At 34.2% G+C, this 18,717-nt stretch carries 18 protein-coding genes; 12 read left to right on the top strand and 6 right to left on the bottom strand.

Annotated elements, in window-relative coordinates; translation table 11 throughout:
• Positions 1 to 209: 209 nt before the first annotated feature.
• On the bottom strand, positions 210 to 884 hold the full coding sequence (locus L6W14_RS03045; protein ID WP_131520840.1) for a response regulator transcription factor: 675 nt from the start codon (positions 882 to 884) through the stop codon (positions 210 to 212).
• A 35-nt stretch (positions 885 to 919) separates the two neighbouring features.
• Positions 920 to 2,068, bottom strand: coding sequence for a sensor histidine kinase (locus L6W14_RS03040; protein WP_131520839.1), 1,149 nt, complete (start codon positions 2,066 to 2,068; stop codon positions 920 to 922).
• A gap of 165 nt (positions 2,069 to 2,233) precedes the next feature.
• Here L6W14_RS03040 and L6W14_RS03035 point away from each other — a divergent pair, with 165 nt between their 5' ends.
• The 8 genes from L6W14_RS03035 to L6W14_RS23170 all read left to right on the top strand — a co-directional run bounded on the left by L6W14_RS03035 (position 2,234) and on the right by L6W14_RS23170 (position 7,891).
• A complete protein-coding gene (locus tag L6W14_RS03035; RefSeq protein ID WP_131520838.1) occupies positions 2,234 to 2,869 on the top strand; it encodes a YigZ family protein in 636 nt (211 codons plus the stop codon).
• A 147-nt stretch (positions 2,870 to 3,016) separates the two neighbouring features.
• A complete protein-coding gene (locus tag L6W14_RS03030; RefSeq protein WP_004227597.1) occupies positions 3,017 to 4,075 on the top strand; it encodes an LCP family protein in 1,059 nt (352 codons plus the stop codon).
• A 468-nt stretch (positions 4,076 to 4,543) separates the two neighbouring features.
• Entirely contained in the window at positions 4,544 to 5,146 is a 603-nt protein-coding gene (locus L6W14_RS03025) for an accessory gene regulator ArgB-like protein (RefSeq protein WP_237899310.1), read from the top strand.
• Positions 5,143 to 5,289: a hypothetical protein gene (locus L6W14_RS03020; protein WP_193767357.1), complete on the top strand. Its 147-nt coding sequence runs from the start codon at positions 5,143 to 5,145 to the stop codon at positions 5,287 to 5,289. Before L6W14_RS03025 ends, L6W14_RS03020 begins: the two co-directional genes overlap by 4 nt.
• Positions 5,290 to 5,474: 185 nt before the next feature.
• Positions 5,475 to 6,584, top strand: a complete 1,110-nt coding sequence (locus L6W14_RS03015) for a sensor histidine kinase (protein WP_237899308.1) — start codon at positions 5,475 to 5,477, stop codon at positions 6,582 to 6,584.
• Positions 6,585 to 6,588: 4 nt separating this feature from the next.
• Positions 6,589 to 7,332 (top strand): LytR/AlgR family response regulator transcription factor, encoded by a 744-nt coding sequence (locus L6W14_RS03010; protein ID WP_131520835.1) that lies wholly within the window; start codon positions 6,589 to 6,591, stop codon positions 7,330 to 7,332.
• A gap of 120 nt (positions 7,333 to 7,452) precedes the next feature.
• Positions 7,453 to 7,656: a hypothetical protein gene (locus L6W14_RS03005; protein ID WP_131520834.1), complete on the top strand. Its 204-nt coding sequence runs from the start codon at positions 7,453 to 7,455 to the stop codon at positions 7,654 to 7,656.
• Between the two features lie 172 nt (positions 7,657 to 7,828).
• A complete protein-coding gene (locus L6W14_RS23170; RefSeq protein ID WP_131520845.1) occupies positions 7,829 to 7,891 on the top strand; it encodes a hypothetical protein in 63 nt (20 codons plus the stop codon).
• A gap of 204 nt (positions 7,892 to 8,095) precedes the next feature.
• Here the strand turns inward: L6W14_RS23170 and L6W14_RS03000 are convergent, their stop codons facing one another.
• From L6W14_RS03000 to L6W14_RS02990, 3 genes are all read right to left on the bottom strand, one after another.
• Complete coding sequence (locus L6W14_RS03000; RefSeq protein WP_227744925.1) at positions 8,096 to 9,127, bottom strand: hypothetical protein; 1,032 nt, start codon at positions 9,125 to 9,127, stop codon at positions 8,096 to 8,098.
• Between the two features lie 3 nt (positions 9,128 to 9,130).
• A complete protein-coding gene (locus L6W14_RS02995) occupies positions 9,131 to 9,577 on the bottom strand; it encodes a hypothetical protein (RefSeq protein ID WP_227744924.1) in 447 nt (148 codons plus the stop codon).
• Between the two features lie 456 nt (positions 9,578 to 10,033).
• Positions 10,034 to 11,101, bottom strand: a complete 1,068-nt coding sequence (locus L6W14_RS02990; RefSeq protein WP_131520833.1) for a glycosyltransferase family 4 protein — start codon at positions 11,099 to 11,101, stop codon at positions 10,034 to 10,036.
• A 225-nt stretch (positions 11,102 to 11,326) separates the two neighbouring features.
• Here L6W14_RS02990 and secA2 point away from each other — a divergent pair, with 225 nt between their 5' ends.
• Together secA2 and L6W14_RS02980 are read left to right on the top strand one after the other, a co-directional pair.
• On the top strand, positions 11,327 to 13,690 hold the full coding sequence (secA2, locus tag L6W14_RS02985; RefSeq protein WP_131520832.1) for an accessory Sec system translocase SecA2: 2,364 nt from the start codon (positions 11,327 to 11,329) through the stop codon (positions 13,688 to 13,690).
• Positions 13,690 to 14,589, top strand: a complete 900-nt coding sequence (locus tag L6W14_RS02980) for an accessory Sec system S-layer assembly protein (RefSeq protein ID WP_131520831.1) — start codon at positions 13,690 to 13,692, stop codon at positions 14,587 to 14,589. Before secA2 ends, L6W14_RS02980 begins: the two co-directional genes overlap by 1 nt.
• A gap of 84 nt (positions 14,590 to 14,673) precedes the next feature.
• On the opposite strand, the gene L6W14_RS02975 is transcribed toward L6W14_RS02980, so the two are convergent.
• Positions 14,674 to 15,567 (bottom strand): C40 family peptidase, encoded by an 894-nt coding sequence (locus L6W14_RS02975; RefSeq protein ID WP_131520830.1) that lies wholly within the window; start codon positions 15,565 to 15,567, stop codon positions 14,674 to 14,676.
• 250 nt (positions 15,568 to 15,817) lie between these two features.
• On the opposite strand from L6W14_RS02975, the gene brnQ reads away from it, so the two are divergent.
• Both brnQ and L6W14_RS02965 read left to right on the top strand, forming a co-directional pair.
• Positions 15,818 to 17,137, top strand: coding sequence for a branched-chain amino acid transport system II carrier protein (gene brnQ / locus L6W14_RS02970; RefSeq protein WP_131520829.1), 1,320 nt, complete (start codon positions 15,818 to 15,820; stop codon positions 17,135 to 17,137).
• Positions 17,138 to 17,317: 180 nt separating this feature from the next.
• Positions 17,318 to 18,685 (top strand): S41 family peptidase, encoded by a 1,368-nt coding sequence (locus tag L6W14_RS02965; RefSeq protein WP_237899306.1) that lies wholly within the window; start codon positions 17,318 to 17,320, stop codon positions 18,683 to 18,685.
• Positions 18,686 to 18,717: the final 32 nt, after the last annotated feature.

The raw sequence follows: 18,717 nt of genomic DNA, 5'->3' as shown, positions 1-18,717 counted from the left end.
GCTACATCTTCCTTATGACGCATTAGGCTGTAAAATGTTGCACGAATTGCTAGTTATCATATTAATACTAATGAATAGTAATGTTACAAAATTGTGAATGACCTATTCTTCATCAAGTTAGCCCAATACAAATTATTACCAAAAAACAATAAAAAACTGTTTTAAAAACTACTTCAATAAAAAGTAGCTTTTAAAAACAGTTTTAGCAATTAGCGTACTTCAACCCAACCATTTTTAATGGCTGTTACAACTGCTTGTGTACGGTCATTCACATTCATTTTTTGTAGAATACTTGATACGTGGTTTTTAACCGTTTTCTCAGAGATAAACAGTGTCTCACCGATTGTACGGTTGGATTGACCATCTGTTAATAATTGTAATACTTCACATTCACGCTTAGTTAGCAAATGGAATGGACGACGAATTTCAGTTTGATGGAAGTTTCCTTTATTTTCATGTTCTGAAAGTCGCTTAAATTCTGCTACTAGGTTTTTCGTTACTTTTGGATGTAAATAAGAACCGCCGTTGGCAACAACTTTAATCGCCTCAACGATTTCATCTGCATCCATCTCTTTTAACATATAACCAAGAGCACCTGATTTTAATGCATGCGTAACATATGTTTCATCGTCATGTATAGACAACATAATCACTTTTGCATCTGGAAATTCAGTAATTAACTCTGACGTTGCTTCCACTCCATTTTTACCTGGCATGTTAATATCCATAAGTACAACATCTGGTTCATTTTCAGCATATAACGTAACCACATCTGTACCATCATCACCTTCTGCTACTACATCAAACGTATCTTCAAAATCTAAAATGCGTTTTACTCCTTCGCGGAATAGCTGGTGATCGTCTACAATAATAATCTTTGTCATTTGTCTTTACCCCCTAGATTTCTGCGACAGTTACATCATTCTACTTCAAACGGTATTTTAAATAACACCGTTGTCCCTCGATTGATTTCACTCGTAATGGTGATTGTACCATTTAAAATTTCAATACGTTCTTTCATTCCTAAAATCCCAAAGGAATGATCTTTTACTACTTGTGGGTCAAAGCCTATGCCATCATCTTTTACAACAATGTTGACGGCATCTTTTAACCATTCAAGCTTTACCCAAATGTCTTTACACTTTCCATGCTTCATGGCATTGGTTACACATTCTTGTACTAATCGGAAAATGGATACTTCATAATTTGAAGGTATACGTTTTTCTGTACTTCTCGATTGGAAATGAATTTCAACACCTGGATTATATTCAGTCACTGTCGATAAATACTTCTTTAATGTCGGAATAATTCCCAAATCATCAAGTGCCATTGGTCGTAGATCATAAATAATACGTCGCACTTCAGATAAAGCATTACGTACCGTTTTCTTTAAATCGGCAATTTCAGCCAAAGCCTTTTCAATACCTTTTTCACGATACGTTCTATCTATTAAATCAGTGCGCATAAGGACATTTGCAAGCATTTGAGCAGGTCCATCGTGAATCTCTCTCGATAAACGCTTACGCTCTTCCTCTTGAGCTGCAATAATACGTATCCCAAAATCCTGCTTCATTTTTGCTTGTTCAAGGGCTAAACCAACATTTCTTAAATCTGAAGTTAAGTAATTCAAAACGACATTTACCTGATTAACAATATGATCAGCACGTTCAATTGTATCGAGTAATCCTCTTAATCTTCTCTCTAGATCATCTCTTTTATCCCGTAGCTGTTTTTCTTGTGTTCTAATAACGGAGAGCTTTACTTGAAAATCATGTGCAGTTTCATAGGCTTCTCTAACTTGTTCTTCGGTATAATTATCAAAAGCTTTACTCACTAGCACAAGTCGTTGCTTAGCAAGCTGCGTACTTTTTTCCAATGCATCGCCATCATCAATTACGATTGATATTTGTTTTCGAACAATTTCCAGCTCTTTTTGCATATCTTCAAAGCTTCTGCGGCTTTGTTCACTTATAATAAAGATATCATCCTTTGAGCTCATGATTGTATCTAACATTCGATTAAAAATGTCATCAAGCGACTTTAAATCGAAGGTATCATTTGAAAACATAGTATACTCCCCAGTCTAATGTCTTATGATTACTTACTAATTTAATAGACTAAAATCACATATTCCATAGTCTACACCTATTATAGCATTACCATGCTAAAATTTAATGCTTTTTCTTCATGAAAATTATAGAATAGAACTCTAGTTAAAAGGAGATTGATACGAATGAGAGAAAACTATTTAACAGTAAAAGGATATGGTGAAAGCGAAATTGTCATTTCCAAATCTCGCTTTCTCACTTATATAGAACGTGCAGAAACGGAAGAGGATGCAATTTCTTTTATAGATGGTATAAAAAAATTGCATCATAATGCAACACACAACTGCTCCGCATATATTATTGGAGAGCATGATCATATTCAAAAGGCAAATGATGATGGGGAACCTAGTGGTACTGCTGGCGTCCCTATGTTAGAGGTCTTAAAAAAACAAGGGTTAAAAGATACGGTCGTTGTTGTGACCCGCTATTTTGGAGGCATTAAGCTCGGCGGTGGTGGCCTTATTCGTGCTTATGGAAAAGCAACTACAGAGGGATTAATTGCTGCACAGATAGTTGAACGTAAATTGCATCATTTCATGAAAGTAGCTATTGATTATACATGGCTAGGAAAAGTCGAAAATGAAATAAGAAGTTCATCATATTCTTTAGAGGAAATACGTTATTTGGAGGGTGTTGAAATCATTGTTTCTGTGCTAAAAGAGGACGAGGAACAGTTCCGAAGTTGGATAACAGAAATGACTAATGGACAAGCTTCCATCACTTTCGAAGATGCTCAATTTGTAGAATTTATTGTCAATTAAATAGTTTTAATTGTCGAAACTAAATATGCATAGTATAATTTTTTTGTTAAGCTATTTTATTGTCCACACAATTACTTAGTTAAAATTGAATAAAAGTTAGCTTTATCGCATTATTATTCCCAATAATTAGAGGAGAATATATCTATTATGAAAAAAAGATCTGTTAGTCCGACTAAAAAGAGGTCTTCTAAAGCTTCATTAATTATAAAAGTTACACTTCTATTAGTTGCCAGCTTGGTAATTTGTGTAACGGCTTATGCTGTTTACCTGACTAAACAGGTAGAGCATGCTGCCGATTCTGCACATGAAGAATTAGAAGGCCGAGAAGTTTCTACACTTCGCGAAGAAAAAGTAGAGCCAGTACATGATAATGTATCCATTTTATTTGTCGGGGTTGATGATAGTGATAATCGAGGACAGGGTTCGGACCATTCACGTTCCGATGCACTCGTTTTAGCTACATTAAATAATAAAACACAGACTATTAAAATGCTAAGCATACCCCGTGATTCATACGTTTATATTCCTGAAGTAGGCTATAAAGATAAAATTACCCATGCTCATGCATATGGTGGCACACTGGCATCAATTGATACTGTTGAAAAATTATTAGATATTCCAATTGACTATTATGTACGTATGAATTTCAATGCTTTTATTGATGTAGTTGATGCATTAGGCGGTATTGAAGCTGAAGTACCTTATGCTTTACATGAATTAGATGAATTCGACAAGTATACAATCAACCTACAACCAGGTTTACAACAGTTAAACGGTAGCCAAGCACTTGCACTTGCAAGAACACGTAAACAAGATAATGATATTGAGCGCGGTAAACGTCAACAAGAGATTCTTTCAGCTATTATCAAAAAAGTTGCCTCTGTTAAGACAATAACAAAATACGATGATGTTATTAAGGCACTTGGTGATAACATGAAGACTAATATGACATTTACTGAAATGAAATCTTTCTTGTCCTATTTATCAGAGGGTGTACCACGAATCGATACTTTAACATTAGATGGTACTAATGATACATCAACTGGGATATATTATTATCAATTAAATCAAGAATCTGTTAATGAAGTGAAAGAAACATTAAAAAATCATCTTGGATTAAATGAATCTTCATCAAGTCTTACTAGTAACCGTACTGAAAGAAATGCCATAAGCGAAGAATCTTCGACGAATGAGCAACCTCAATAAATCTAAAAAGCCTTTCCATTTTAATTCATGGAAAGGCTTTTTTATATGAACTCTTATTAGACACTACTCCAATGTATTAACAACAGTCACTCTAAGAACGCTTATTTCATCATCAAGATAGTGCTATCCGTCTATTTGCCTCTTATACTCACCTCTTGACAGTTTTTATAGCCCCATAATTAACTGCTGATCAAAGCCCAACAGCTAAGTGGATACATTATTAAACAAACAAAATAATTTATAATTTCTTATCATCTACAAGAAAGTTTAGTGATATTCACTATCCGCTAATTTTCCAATCTTAAAATTAACCTTACTGTTCTGTCTTGTCTAATAACCATAAGAGAGCTCTACTCTTCAAACGTATTGTGAAACTATACTAAATAACATTATAAAGTTTTACCACTTATTACTATAAATAAGATTGATTGTTAGAAGTTTATTTAGTAATATAAAAATTGTCATAATTTGAATTATTTGTTATTTATAAAGGGGGCTGCATGTATTTTTTCTAGTTTAGAGAAACGAATTACAAATATACTTATTCAAGAAAGTCATTTTGAAGTTGAACGGGAGAAAATTTTATTCGGTGTCAGGATGATACTGAATGATTTTTGGAAATTTATTATCGTATATATAATCGCTATGCTGTTAGATTGTTTCTTAGCAACTTTGGTAGCACATTTAGTCTTTTATTTCTTAAGGCAAGTTTGTTTTGGATTTCACTTTCAAAATAATCTCGTTTGCTTAATTGCAAGTATCACAACTTTACCAATTAGCGTTTACATCATCAAGAATATGAATTATTTTCAAGAATATATGACAATAGTATCTGCAATCTCATCGCTAATTCTAGCTATATTTGCTCCGGCCGAAACTAAGAAAAGGCCTGTATATAATCAGCGCCATAAAACTTTTTTAAGAAAGAAGTTACTTATTCGTTTATTAATTATTTGGGCAATAATTTTTGTACTCTATAATAATGTCATTACGAACTTTATTTCATTTGGCGTTACTTTAATAGCAGTATTCGTTCTTTTTCAAAAACTAGCAGGAGGTAAACTAAAATGAAAATAAAAAAAACAATTCTTAATAAAATATCAGGTCTGGTAATTTTATTTGCAAGTTCAGCAACAGTCCTTGGCTGTACTTTTTTATTTAATGAGTTAGATGTTCCTGAGTCTTTACGAAATCAACATGAATTTAACAAATAGTAGGAGGAAGACCAATCGAAGAAAAGCTTGTTTTTACAATTTTATTGGAGTTTCTTACTATTGGAATATCACTTTTCTATTTGCAAAAATTAAAACCTAGCAGAATTACATTTTTAATTAGTGTAAGTATTTGTATATTGACTGTGATAACCTACGTATTTCTTGTACCCTGGATGGCTATAATCGTGTTTTTTTGTACAAGTTTCATTGCTTTATTACTCAATTCTAGCTTTTTTAAAATTTGTTTAGACTTTACTGAAATTATATTTATTGGGATGGTATCAGACCATTTAGCCCAAATTATATCAGGTACAAGTGCTATAAATAATGACTACTTGCAATTATTAATTTTCATTTGCTTTTATCTAATTCTGTTTTATCTATTACAATTTTTTGTACATAAATTTTATACAAATAATCAATATACATCTCTAGCAACTATTTCGAAGGTATTCCTTTCCTTATTATCTTGTATAACTATTATTGTCCTTTACTTAAATATTTTTGTACCTAGTACATTTGAAGAACAGCAATTAACCAAAATTAATTTAATTATTCAATTAAGTTATTTATTTATCATTTTCGTAGTATCAATGTTTCTAATTAAAAATAATAAAGAAAAAAGACGATTAAAATACCAAAAAATAAAACATTCCCAATTCAACGATTACATGAAATCTTTAGAAAAAGTTAATAGTGATATGCAAATGTTTAGACATGATTATTTAAACATTCTAACAACGATATCTAGTTATATTGCAAACGAAGATATGGAACAACTAAAAAATTACTTTAATCATAAAATTATAAAAGTGGAAAAAGAAACATTTAAAAAAAACTTGATGATGAAAGACTTTAGCAATTTAGAAATCATTGAGCTAAAAGGGCTACTAACGACAAAACTTATTTTATCGACAGAAAAGGATATCAATGTCCAGATTGAAATTCCGGATAAAATCAAAGATATTTCAATGGATATAATAGATTTTTCTAGAATTTTAGGTATTTTAATTGATAATGCAATAGAAGCTAGTGAAAAATCCAATGAACCAGAAATTAATATCGTATTTTTACAAACACCAAATAGTTGTATATTTGTCCTTGAAAACTCCTTCAATGGAGAAGTTGATATTAGTAAAATTTTCCAAGAAGGCTTTTCCACAAAAGGTGGTAATCGGGGCTACGGTTTAAAAAATGTTTTAGATATAAAAAAAGGTTATCCGAACCTTTTTTTAAATACAAGATTAGAAAATAATAGATTTATTCAGGAACTCGAATTAACAAATAGGAAGTGATTTAATGAGAGTTATCATTTGTGAAGACGACTATTCTCAGCGTCAATTTATTCAAAATGAGATAAAAACGTATGCAAGTTTTCATTTACCTAGTATTGAAATTGCCTTAATAGCTTCCAACGCAGAAGATGTTGTTAATTATACTAGTCATACTCAAGGAGATTGTTACTTCTTAGACATCGAGTTAGAAGGTGATATGAATGGTTTAGAGTTAGCTAGATTAATTAGAGAAAAAAATCCACTTGCTAATATTATTTTTATTACTGCATTTGCCAATAAACTAAAACTGACCTTTAAATATAAAATAGCTGCTATGGATTATATTGTTAAATCAATAGATAAGGCTATTCTATCTAAAAATATTACTGAAGCTCTAGATACTGCTTATAAACGGTACCTAAGTTTAGGTAAAACCCAAACTGCTAACATCATACAAATCAAGATTGGTGATAGCATTAAAAATATTAAGTTTGAAGATATTTATTATTTCGAAACAGCTTCAGTAGCCCATAAAATAAAATTACATACAAAAAACGGAATTTATGAATTCTATGGTAAATTAAAGGAATTGGAAAAACTTGATAGTAGATTCTGTAGATGTCATAATAGCTATTTAATTAATATTGAATATGTAAAAGAATTTACTCCTAAAAGTGGATCTCTACTAATGAATAATGGACATGAATGTTTAGTTTCATATAGGTATTCAAAAAACATAAAAAGAAATACTCATATACGCGTCCTATAAAAAACCTTTAAATAGTAACGGGACTGATCCCAATAAAATAATACAAATAAAAAAGCATCTTGGATTGAATTTGGGATTAAAAACTTAAACTTCAATTAGGAGGTGCTTTTTTATGAGAAAGTGAAAAAACATAAACAAACAAGACAACCCTACTATATCGCCATGAATTTATTCAATCGTGACTTTGCGACAACGGACCTTTCAAGTATTCAAGATTTATATAATGGTGAGATTAACGCTTATTCAATTGGTGAGCACCATGATACGATTTTCGTGTTGCATACATTAACCCAACTAAATCATTTGCCTGAAGGTTGTACGTAGCCTAGTATTAATGCTCGGTATACACATCTATCGTTACCAATAAGCCTAAAAGGGAAAGGCATTATCAGCATGTCCTGTAAAGGTACACCGGCTGATAATGCCTCAATCAAATCGTTTCATTTCTGCATTAATGTCTGAAACGTTCTACTTAGAAAATTGAAAGCGTACTACAATAGCCATCGTAGAACAAAACGTCAAAGATTATATAAATTATTATAACTATATTCGAATATAAACGAAATTAAACAACCAGTTGCCGGTTCATCCTGTCTTATATAAAGGGATTAGTCCCAAATTTATTCGCAGTTTTTTATGGGTTACATAAAAATGAATTTGATTCGGAACTAGCTATAACAAATACAGTTATACCATTAACCTTCGTTTTTTTCAGTCCAGTTACAAATAATTTTTTAATACTGATATAGCCATTTTTTCTGTCTTACCAAACAAATCCCACCGGCCAATTTGCAATTTTATAGTGACCAGAGAGATTATTCCTCTCCGCTATCTCTTCCATTAAATCAACTGTATGATCATAGGTAACATCATTAATTTTATCAATTGATTCTGGAATTCGAATATAACCTGATAGCAATTCACCGAGGTGGAATGCATGTTGAAATACAGCTGCTTCACCAACAGGTTCGTACTCTGGTATAAAATGTGGCATAACTATAGTATGATCAAAATTCACATGATGGAATGCCCCAACATCATTTGAAAAACCAACGCCTGCCTTATAAAAACCAACGACTTGAAAATTCATTACTTCAGAAATCATTTCCAAGGAAAACGTATCGCCGAGTTCATAAATATCCTTATATGCACTTCCCAATACAACACTAATTGGCTCACTCGGTGCCGTAAGCGTAAAATCAGACGTCCGAAGGTTTCTTCCCTCATCAATACTGTCATCGAAGCGATCGAAAATGCTTTCACTTAATAAAACCGTCTTTAGTGGTGTCGTTAAAATTTCATTGCCTTCCCTATCTTGCTTCACAACATTAATTAGGTTTGAAGTCACCATCTCAGCATTAGAAGTTTGATTCTGATCATATCCATCCACAAAACTTTTATTGCGTCCATAATACCCCCTATAAATTAAGGGATATTCGGCCACATGAATATAATCAAAAGTTGATTTCATTTCCTCATACATAGCCTTTACCTCATCAATTGGAACATTTGTTATACCACCGGAAACCTCTTCAAAAGCAAAAACGGTTTTATAGTACGGTTCAAATGCAGGTATGCCAGAGATATAATTTATGTAATCCTTGTAATCTTCAAATGTCGGAGGTTCAAGTGTCATAGTTTGGGATTCTTCCGGTACAACTGTTTCGGTCTGAGTTTGTTGTATATCTGATACACTAACTTCATCTGTTTTGCTACATGCTATCAACATAACAAGTAGCATCATTCCTATAATGAAATAAATAGGTTTTACTAAGCGCAACAATAAATTTACCATTTATTACCAAGCATAAAAAATACGAGGTGTCGCATTTGGAACCAGACCTATAGCTTGATTAGAAAATGCATAGGCGATATCACCTGAATTTAACTTATTTGGACCTGTAGTGTTAACCTTCCCATTGGACCAAATTTCAGCTCGAGCTGTGAAAGTTGGCGCTGTTGTTCTTACCCAGCCATACGCATAATGATCACCACCATGGTTATTTTGATTAATGTATAACCCAACGTCACTACCCAAAAGTTTATAAGAAGCAAAAGTTTGAACCTTACTCATACTATTGTCATGTGTTGCCGTATCGCTTCCACCACCTGCTGTCTCATCCATGACATACTCTTTGCCATCAATAGTAATTGACTTTGGCAATTCTGGCGATTCTGGCGATTCAGCAGCCAAAGCTGGAATACTAGCAAACATCATTCCCGCAACTGCCATGCTAGCTGCCATGCTACGTAAAATACTTTTTTTCTTCATTCTAATCTTCCTTTCTTTTCTCTCAATTTCATTTTTTCATTCATCCTATAACATTATAGAACTAAAAATATTTTAACATTTATAGAAAAAAAAGGGTGTTCTTCTCTTAACTGCGATTTTTTTAATCCTATCCGCATTCATTATGAATGAAAAACACTTTAAAGAAATTTGAAATTATCATATTACTAGTTTTAAACATATATAAGTATTTTTGTACTTATTATTAACTGGGTTTTAGTAACTTGTCTATTATTGAATATGGATAAATAACATTAACTAAGCAATATTAATAAGAATCTCTAACTCTAACGAAACGATAAATGAACATTTCATATATAGTTCAGGGTTTTCAATTTGATAAAATCCTTATATCCACGCTATTTATAAATACAAAAAAGCAATCATACAAATTGTATGATTGCTTATATTTTATTTACTAAATATCCGTACAAAATTTAATAATGGTTTATAGTTTTTACCAGCCAATCCGATGACCTCTACAAAGATTTCAATAGCTGTTAGGATGACCGCTACAAGTAATATAGCTCCCCAAACCTTTGCCATAGAGAAAATGATAGCTGCTAATCCAAACATTACTGCAATTCCGTAAATAATTAGAACTGTTTGTCGATGTGTAAAGCCCATATCGAGTAATCGATGGTGTAAATGGGATTTATCTGGGTCAGACCATTTCTTCTTCATGCGAACACGACGAACAATCGCAAAGAATGTATCAGAAATCGGAACACCAAGAATAATAATTGGGATGATTAAAGCTACGAATGTAATATTTTTGAAACCAAGTAACGCTAACACGGAAATCATAAATCCAAGGAACAATGCTCCTGTATCACCCATGAAAATTTTGGCAGGGTGGAAATTATAAAATAAGAAACCAAGTGAAGCTACAGCTAAAATGGCTGCTAACGCTAAAACAAACACATTGCTCAAAATAAACGCCATGACAGCTATTGTTATCAGCGCAATCGTAGAAACACCTGCCGCTAAACCATCTAAGCCATCAATTAAATTAATGGCATTTGTAATACCGATGATCCAGATAATCGTTAATGGAATACTCAGTAACCCAAAGTCTAATGTACCTAAGAACGGTAGATTAACCATTTCAATTTCAATACCGCCTACAAAAACAACAATCAGTGCTGCAACTAGTTGACCAAGCATTTTTGCTTTCGCAGAAATCTCACGCATATCATCAATAACACCCGTGATAACGATTATACAAGCACCAATAATGATAGCTAATAAAGCCTCGTTACTACCATGTTTTGTATGAACTAAAAATGAGTATAAAATCGTCACGCCAATAATAAAGGCAAGGAAAATGGCTAAACCACCAAGTCTTGGCATAATTCGAGCATGTACTTTTCGATAGTTTGGTGCGTCGACTGCACCTATTCTAAACGCTAAACGTTTCACTAATGGAGTTAACAAAATGGATGCAACAAATGCTGCTATTAAAGACACGTAAAGCATGTCTCTCCTCCTCAAATAAATAATCTACATTGAAATCCAAATTGATTATAGCATGAACAAGCATTGAAATATACTTTTTCTAAACATTTTCCACGATTTCACAAATATTTTGTACATTTTAGCATTAATAGATTCCTATACAGTCAAATGTAGTCACCATTCGCAAAATTTGATAGAATAATGGAGTGTCTAGCATGTAGACAACTTTAAAGGAGCGTATATTTCATGTTCTCAATTTTCAAAAGTAATAAAGAGCAAACTAGTGCTCGTCAATTAAAACGCTACTACAAAATAGTAGATCAAATTAACAATCTTGAAGAAAAATATGTTAACAAGTCAGATGCCGAATTACGAGAAATGACTTTTATTTTCAAAGATCAATTAGAACAAGGTGAGCCTATTACATCAATCATCCCAGACGCATTTGCTGTAGTACGCGAAGCCTCAAAGCGTGTATTAGGAATGCGTCATTTTGATGTGCAGCTTATCGGTGGTCTAGTATTAACAGAAGGTAATATTGCTGAAATGCCTACTGGTGAAGGTAAAACACTTGTTGCTTCTCTCCCCTCTTATGTGCGTGCATTAGAAGGTAAAGGTGTTCATGTCATTACAGTTAATGATTACCTAGCGAAACGTGACTATGAGCTAGTCGGTCAAATCCATCGTTTCCTTGGCTTAACTGTCGGTTTAAATGTACCGATGATGGAACCTGGTGAAAAGAAAGAAGCCTACAATGCAGATATTACATACGGTGTGGGTACTGAGTTTGGCTTCGACTATTTACGTGACAATATGGCTTATAGCTTAGCAGATAAAGTACAGCGTCCTTATCACTTTGCTATTATTGATGAAGTGGATAGTGTATTAATCGATGAAGCAAAAACACCGTTAATTATCGCAGGTAAAATGCCCTCTAACGATGAATTGCATCGTATTGCTGCTATGTTAGCGAAACGCTTTAAAGCAGACGAAGATTATGATTTCGATGAAGAAACAAAGGCTACTTCTCTTACAGATAAAGGAATAGAAAAGGTTGAAGCAGCCTTCAATGTAGACAATCTGTATGACTTAGAGCATCAAACACTTTTCCATTATGTAATCCAAGCTGTGCGTGCACATGTTATGTTTAAGCGCGATGTTGATTACATTGTAAAAGAAGACAAAATTGAGCTTGTTGACATGTTTACTGGTCGTATTTTAGAAGGTCGTTCACTTTCTGATGGCTTACATCAAGCAATTGAAGCTAAAGAAGGCGTAGTCATTACGGATGAAAATAAATCCCAAGCGCAAATTACTATTCAAAACTATTTCCGTATGTATCCTAAGCTTTCTGGGATGACAGGTACAGCGAAAACTCAGGAAAAGGAAATTCGCGAAGTGTACGGCATGGAAGTTATCCAAATTCCAACAAACCGTCCACGTCAACGTGTTGATCAGCCTGATATTATTTTTAGCACACAAGAAGCAAAATATAAGTATGTTGCAGCTGAGGTGAAAAAGCGCCACGAAAAAGGCCAGCCAATTCTTATTGGAACAACATCGATATTACAGTCTGAAACTGTAGCTGACTATCTGAAAAAGGAAAAATTAACATTCCAATTACTTAATGCAAAAACAGTTGAACAAGAAGTTGAACTTATTTCACAGGCAGGTCAAAAGGGTCGTATTACTGTAGCGACAAACATGGCTGGTCGTGGTACAGATATCATGCTAGGTGATGATGTCCATGAACTTGGAGGTTTATATGTAATCGGGACTGAAAAACATGAAAGTCGCCGTGTAGACAATCAGTTACGTGGACGTTCAGGTCGTCAAGGTGATATAGGTGAAAGCCGCTTCATTCTCTCTATTGAAGATGATATGTTCCGACGCTACGCAAAAGAAGAAGTAGAAAAATTCTCTGCAAAAATGATTGTAGATGATAAGGGCATTATTCAAAATAAAGAGGTACAAGAGCTTATAGACCGTACACAGCGTATTGTTGAAGGTTCACAGTACAGCATGCGTGAATACAACTTAAAGCTAGACGATGTCATTAATGACCAGCGTGCGGTTCTTTATGGCTTACGCGACAAAATTTTAGCTGGTGAAGACTTGATGGGTGAGCTAAAAAAAATGCTTCGTGAAACCGTTGAATTTGCTGTTCATGACGCTGCACCTGAAGATGTATCTTCTATTGATTGGGATTATGATCAAATGGAGTACGCACTTAACTCCCTGTTCATCACACCCGTTACAATCGATCGCGAAGTTGGAAAAGTAAAGCAAATTTTAATGGATGTTCAGCCTTCTGAACAAGAACTGTTAAGTCATATGGAGAAATTTGCTGAAAACGAAAGAGTAATGGAAGTACTTCCTCAAATCATGCTTAGCCATATTGATAGTGGTTGGGTAAAGCATCTAGAGGCAATGAGTCATTTAAAAGAAGGAATCGGTTTACGTCACTATCAGCAAGAAGATCCAATGCGTATTTACCAACGTGAAGGACTTGAATTATTCGGTAAAAACTTCCAGGAATTACGTCGTTCAATAATCATTGAAATTACAGGCTTCATGAAAACAGTTGAGGCACAACAGGAGGCACAATAATGGGCTTATTTTCATTCTTTAAAAAATCTGATAAAGTTGTTCAGGAAAACACAATTGATTCAAAAGATTTATTAGGAAATACTGCAAAAAACACGGGTGATAATCGTGATGTAGAAACAAAATTATCATTCCATCCTGAGTGGGATGTGCCACAAGAACAAAAATACATTTTTAACTTCCTAGCGAATGAGCTAGAACCATTGAAACCAAATCAATTATCACTATCTTCTATTAGTATTGAAGAAGACATACTCACTCGTAAATGGCTTGTTCGTGCATTTTTCCGTTCATCCTTACCCCAAGCAATTGAACTAGGTGAAATTGAGCTTTTCATCTTGGATAAAAACGATGAGCTTGTAGCATCTAAAAAATTCGATTTTAAAGCACTAGGTACAATTCCAGCAGAAAGTGCCCGTCCATGGGTGTTTGAGTTTGAAAATGCTACAATTAAGGCAGATGAAGTGCCAGAAGATGGTTGGAAAATTGCCTTTAACCTAGTTTCCCTTCGTGGTCATCAATTAGAATTAGATCCATCATGGGAAGAACAATTACCAGAAGCACAAAAAGAAGAGCTTGCGAAAATCGTCAAAACTTTACCAGAGTTAGGCGAAACAGAGGTAAACTTCACTGGTTTACAGGCAAAACTAGCTGAAAATGGTAATTTAAATGCAACCATTTTTATCCGCAATGGGCATAAGAAAGCAATCAATTTAGAGCAATTACCGTTAGAAATTATTGATGCAACAGGAAAACAAATTGCAAAAGGTTCATTTAAAATGAATCCAATTTTAACTGTTCAACCAAACTCTACAAAGCCTTGGACGTTTATTTTCCCAGCAGAACTTGTGAATGCTAAAGACGCTGACCTCTCTCGTTGGACAGCACGTGTAACACAATAACCTAAAACCCCCTTCTCCTAAAAAAGAGAAGGGGGTTTTACTAAAATTAAAAGCGATTTTTGCCTAGACAAAAATCGCTACTTTTTATTTCACGCTATCAAAACGTTTGTATGCTACTAATTTAGAAGACCAGTAAGAGTACGTAACATCCGAAACTTCTACACCATCTGTACCTGCATGAATGAATTTATTATCACCGAGATATATTCCCATATGAGAAATACCTTCTTTATACGTATTCTCAAAGAATACTAAATCGCCAGGTACTGGATTTTCTACATGGGTAGTATTCCCGTAAAAATAGCCCTCACTGCTTGCTCTTCCTATTTTTAAACCGCCTTGATTAAAGGCATAAAAAATAAAACCACTGCAATCAAGCCCTACAGGTGTATTTCCACCATATAGATAGGGTGTTCCAACCAATGTATTGGCAACTTCCACTGTTTTGTTATAAATCGCTTGTCCATTAGCTGTAGGGTCTTTCGCAGTTACTTTTGACGGAGTGCCCGTACCTGAAGTCACATTATTATGTATAGTACCGCCATCGGGTATTACTGCGCCTGGAGAAAGCTTCAACACTTGCCCAACAAAAATTGTGTCTTTTTCAAGCTTATTCCAATCCATTATCTCCTTAATTGTCACATTATATAGCTTTGCGATTTTTGATAATGTGTCACCTTTAGCTACTGTATGAGAACTTGCTGCTGGTTTTCCAGATGTTGATGGAGTGGAAGGCTTTACTTCCTCATTCGATGATTGTTTTGGAATCTCAAGCTTTTGAGCTACATAAATCGTATCTTTCGATAGATTATTCCACTTCATAATATCCCCAATCGTGACTTGATGATTTTGAGCGATTTTCGTTAAAGTATCTCCTTTTTGTACAGTATATGTTGCTGCTTCTGCTGTTTGTAATGCTAAAAATGAAGTTGCTAAAGTACTTAGAACAAGAATTCTCCATTTTTTTGTCTTTTGCATACCAAAGTGCCTCCGTTCGTGCTAGAATATTCTCTTGTGTGTCTATCATACTAGATAATTATTGCATGAAAAATCGGAAAAACTGACTATTTTTCAAACATTATAGGAAACTTATAGAATACGACGAAATCCGACTATATTGAAATACTGTTTTCATTGCAAGATTAGTGTTCCTATGATAACATACATTTCTGTATTTAAAATTTTTAGAAAGTTTTATCTTTTCAATCTTAAAGGAGTTAATATACTTATGAAAAACATCTTGCATTTCATCAAAGGAAATTTAGCAGTAGGATTACTACTATTTGCCTTGTTCTTGGGTGCTGGTAATATTATTTTCCCACCATTATTAGGCCAACAAGCAGGTGAAAACGTCACTGTAGCCATGATTGGTTTCCTGATAACAGGTGTTGGTCTACCACTGTTAGCGATTGTTGCTGTTGCCAAAGCAGGAGGCGATTTACAACTGCTTGCTAACCGTGTTAGTCCTGCTTTTGGGGTGATTTTCACCTCCATTGTTTACTTAGCAATTGGACCGTTCTTTGCTGTACCACGAACAGGATCTGTGTCCTACGAAATAGGCATTGCTCCGTTTCTCTCTGAAGGTATGAGGGATCATTGGGCACCACTTTTTATCACATCTATTTTGTTTTTCACGTTAATTCTCTATTTATCTATTAATCCTTCGAAGCTCGTTGATCGAGTAGGAAAAATTTTGACACCTGCCCTACTTTTCGTTATTTTATTGCTTGCTGTTAAAAGTTTTATTTCTCCTATGGGAGAACCAGGAGAAGCTGTAGGAAACTATAAAGTGTCACCTTTAGCTGAAGGATTTGTACAAGGTTACTTAACGATGGACGTTCTAAGTGCTCTTGTTTTTGGTATCGTCATTTTACAGGCCTTGCGTGATATGGGTATGAAAGATACAAGAAAACAAGTTAAAACAACGATTTTTGCGGGGGTCGTTGCTGCAATAGGTTTATCCTTTGTCTATATCTCTCTAGGGCATATTGGTAATACAAGTATCAATGCAATCGGTATTTCTGATAATGGCGGAAATATTATTGCAAAATCAGCTGAGGTGCTCTTTGGAAATCTTGGAAGTATTATTTTGTCTGCGACTATTTTACTAGCTTGTATATCCACAGCTGTTGGTTTATTAACTGCTAATGCACAATTTTTCCATAAGCTATTCCCTCAAATTTCATATAAAACGTTTTTAGTTGTCTTCACTATTTTTAGTACAGCTATTACAAATGTGGGACTTTCAACAATAATTAGTGCATCACTACCTGTACTATTAATTATTTATCCTTTAGCTATGGTATTGATGGTCTTGTCACTAGCAGATCATTTCTTTAAAGGTGGACAAATTGTTTATATTTTAGCGCTCGTTCCAACTTTCCTTGTCAGTCTATATGATGGCTTAAAACAAATGAAAGTTGAAATTACACCTTATGAAACTATCCTAAAAGCATTGCCAATGTATGAACAAAATTTAGGCTGGCTTTTACCAGCTATTGTTGGTGCATCAATTGGTATTATTATTCATAAATTGATAAAAAAATAATTTACAAGAATCTACTTGCCCATAGCGACAAGTAGATCTTTTTCTATCTCATATAAGTCCACCACTATAGCTATGGCTTCATGTATAATAAAAAATAGATACTCAATTGCATAATGTAACCATCCATTTAATACCTAATAAGGATACATTCTATTTTGAGTTCTAGAAAAGAGGTGTCCAATGAAAAAGTTATTATGGTCATTCGTATTTGTTCTAGGCTTCTTCCTTCTCCCTTTTACAACTACTCACGCTGCTGAAAATGATCAACAGCTTATCAAGGAAATTAAGGAGATTGTGAAAGATACTTACGTTGGAACAATTAATGGAAACTTAGAGAAGGCTACATCCATCTCTGAAATCATGAGTATGCTTGATCCTTACTCAACCTACTTCACTAAACAAGAATTTGAAAATTATATGAATAGCATCAACCTAGCTACTATAGGTATAGGTGTGGTGATTGAAGAACGCGAAGATGGAATTCATATTTTACAAGTAATCGAAGGCAGTGGCGCATTTGAGGCTGGTGTTCAGGCTGGAGATATCATAATTGGCGTTAATGGTGAATCCATTATCGGGCGTTCTACACAAGAGGCCTCTTCCCTTTTAATCGGTAATGAAGGGACTAAGGTGGAAATTACATTAAAGAATAGTGACGGTTCAAACACTACCAAAACTATTACACGTAAAACATTCACATTACCGAATGTACAAACTGACCTGCTATTTGGGAATGTGGGCTATATTTCGTTGGCTTCCTTTTCAGAGGATGGTGCACAGCTTGTTAAAAATGCACTGATAGATTTAAAAAAACGGGGTGCAACATCGTTTATCTTAGATTTACAAAATAATGGTGGAGGTTATGTGACAACAGCTGAAGAACTAACAGGATTATTCCAATCTGCTAAAGTGGCGTATTTATTAGAAGAAGCGCATAACTCTTATACCATCCCAGCAGTTCAACAAGATACAAAGTTTCCTAAAGATACCCGTATCCTTGTAAACCGCTATAGTGCCAGTGCTTCTGAAATGCTTTCCGCATCATTGAAAGACCAAAAGGCTGCTATTTTATACGGAGAAACAACCTATGGGAAAGGTGCTATGCAAGGCTTTTACACATTACAGGATGGAAGCTATTTAAAGCTTACAGTTGGTAAATTTACAGGTCCTGCGGGTCATACTATTCATGAAGTAGGCGTTAAGCCAAATGTTCAAACCACAACAGCACCTATTTTCCAGGCACATTATGATGCATTGAAGGAGAAATATCCTAAATATAAACAACTATCCACGGTAAAAAATATAGCTGATACACAAAAATTTACAGTAAAAATTCCTGCTGGGCTTACTTCACAAATCGCTAAGAGCAACATTCAACTGGCTGCTCTAGGAGCTAAGGAAGTACCCGTAGCAGTTAAAATTGAAGGGCGTTCAATAACTGTTACACCTAAGAGTGCTTTATTAGCGAATCAGGAATATATGCTACTTATTCACCCAAAGAGCAAAGATCAGAAGGGCTACTATCAGCATATAAAAATAAGCAATTAAAAAAACTGTCATCGATAATAAGTATCGATGAC

The sequence above is a fragment of the Lysinibacillus sp. ACHW1.5 genome (assembly GCF_022014815.1).
Lineage (GTDB): Bacteria > Bacillota > Bacilli > Bacillales_A > Planococcaceae > Lysinibacillus > Lysinibacillus capsici.
Note: the sequence above shows the minus strand (reverse complement) of the source record. Positions and strands in the feature narration are given on the sequence as shown.

Excerpts from the sequence above, each read along its gene's own strand:
- secA2 (WP_131520832.1), top strand. The coding sequence starts at position 11,327 with ATGTTCTCAATTTTCAAAAGTAATAAAGAGCAAACTAGTGCTCGTCAA.
- L6W14_RS03045 (WP_131520840.1), bottom strand. The coding sequence starts at position 884 with ATGACAAAGATTATTATTGTAGACGATCACCAGCTATTCCGCGAAGGA.
- L6W14_RS03000 (WP_227744925.1), bottom strand. The coding sequence starts at position 9,127 with ATGGTAAATTTATTGTTGCGCTTAGTAAAACCTATTTATTTCATTATA.
- L6W14_RS03030 (WP_004227597.1), top strand. The coding sequence starts at position 3,017 with ATGAAAAAAAGATCTGTTAGTCCGACTAAAAAGAGGTCTTCTAAAGCT.
- L6W14_RS03010 (WP_131520835.1), top strand. The coding sequence starts at position 6,589 with ATGAGAGTTATCATTTGTGAAGACGACTATTCTCAGCGTCAATTTATT.
- L6W14_RS02990 (WP_131520833.1), bottom strand. The coding sequence starts at position 11,101 with ATGCTTTACGTGTCTTTAATAGCAGCATTTGTTGCATCCATTTTGTTA.
- L6W14_RS02980 (WP_131520831.1), top strand. The coding sequence starts at position 13,690 with ATGGGCTTATTTTCATTCTTTAAAAAATCTGATAAAGTTGTTCAGGAA.
- L6W14_RS02995 (WP_227744924.1), bottom strand. The coding sequence starts at position 9,577 with ATGGCAGCTAGCATGGCAGTTGCGGGAATGATGTTTGCTAGTATTCCA.
- L6W14_RS02975 (WP_131520830.1), bottom strand. The coding sequence starts at position 15,567 with ATGCAAAAGACAAAAAAATGGAGAATTCTTGTTCTAAGTACTTTAGCA.
- L6W14_RS03020 (WP_193767357.1), top strand. The coding sequence starts at position 5,143 with ATGAAAATAAAAAAAACAATTCTTAATAAAATATCAGGTCTGGTAATT.
- L6W14_RS03035 (WP_131520838.1), top strand. The coding sequence starts at position 2,234 with ATGAGAGAAAACTATTTAACAGTAAAAGGATATGGTGAAAGCGAAATT.
- L6W14_RS02965 (WP_237899306.1), top strand. The coding sequence starts at position 17,318 with ATGAAAAAGTTATTATGGTCATTCGTATTTGTTCTAGGCTTCTTCCTT.
- L6W14_RS03040 (WP_131520839.1), bottom strand. The coding sequence starts at position 2,068 with ATGTTTTCAAATGATACCTTCGATTTAAAGTCGCTTGATGACATTTTT.
- brnQ (WP_131520829.1), top strand. The coding sequence starts at position 15,818 with ATGAAAAACATCTTGCATTTCATCAAAGGAAATTTAGCAGTAGGATTA.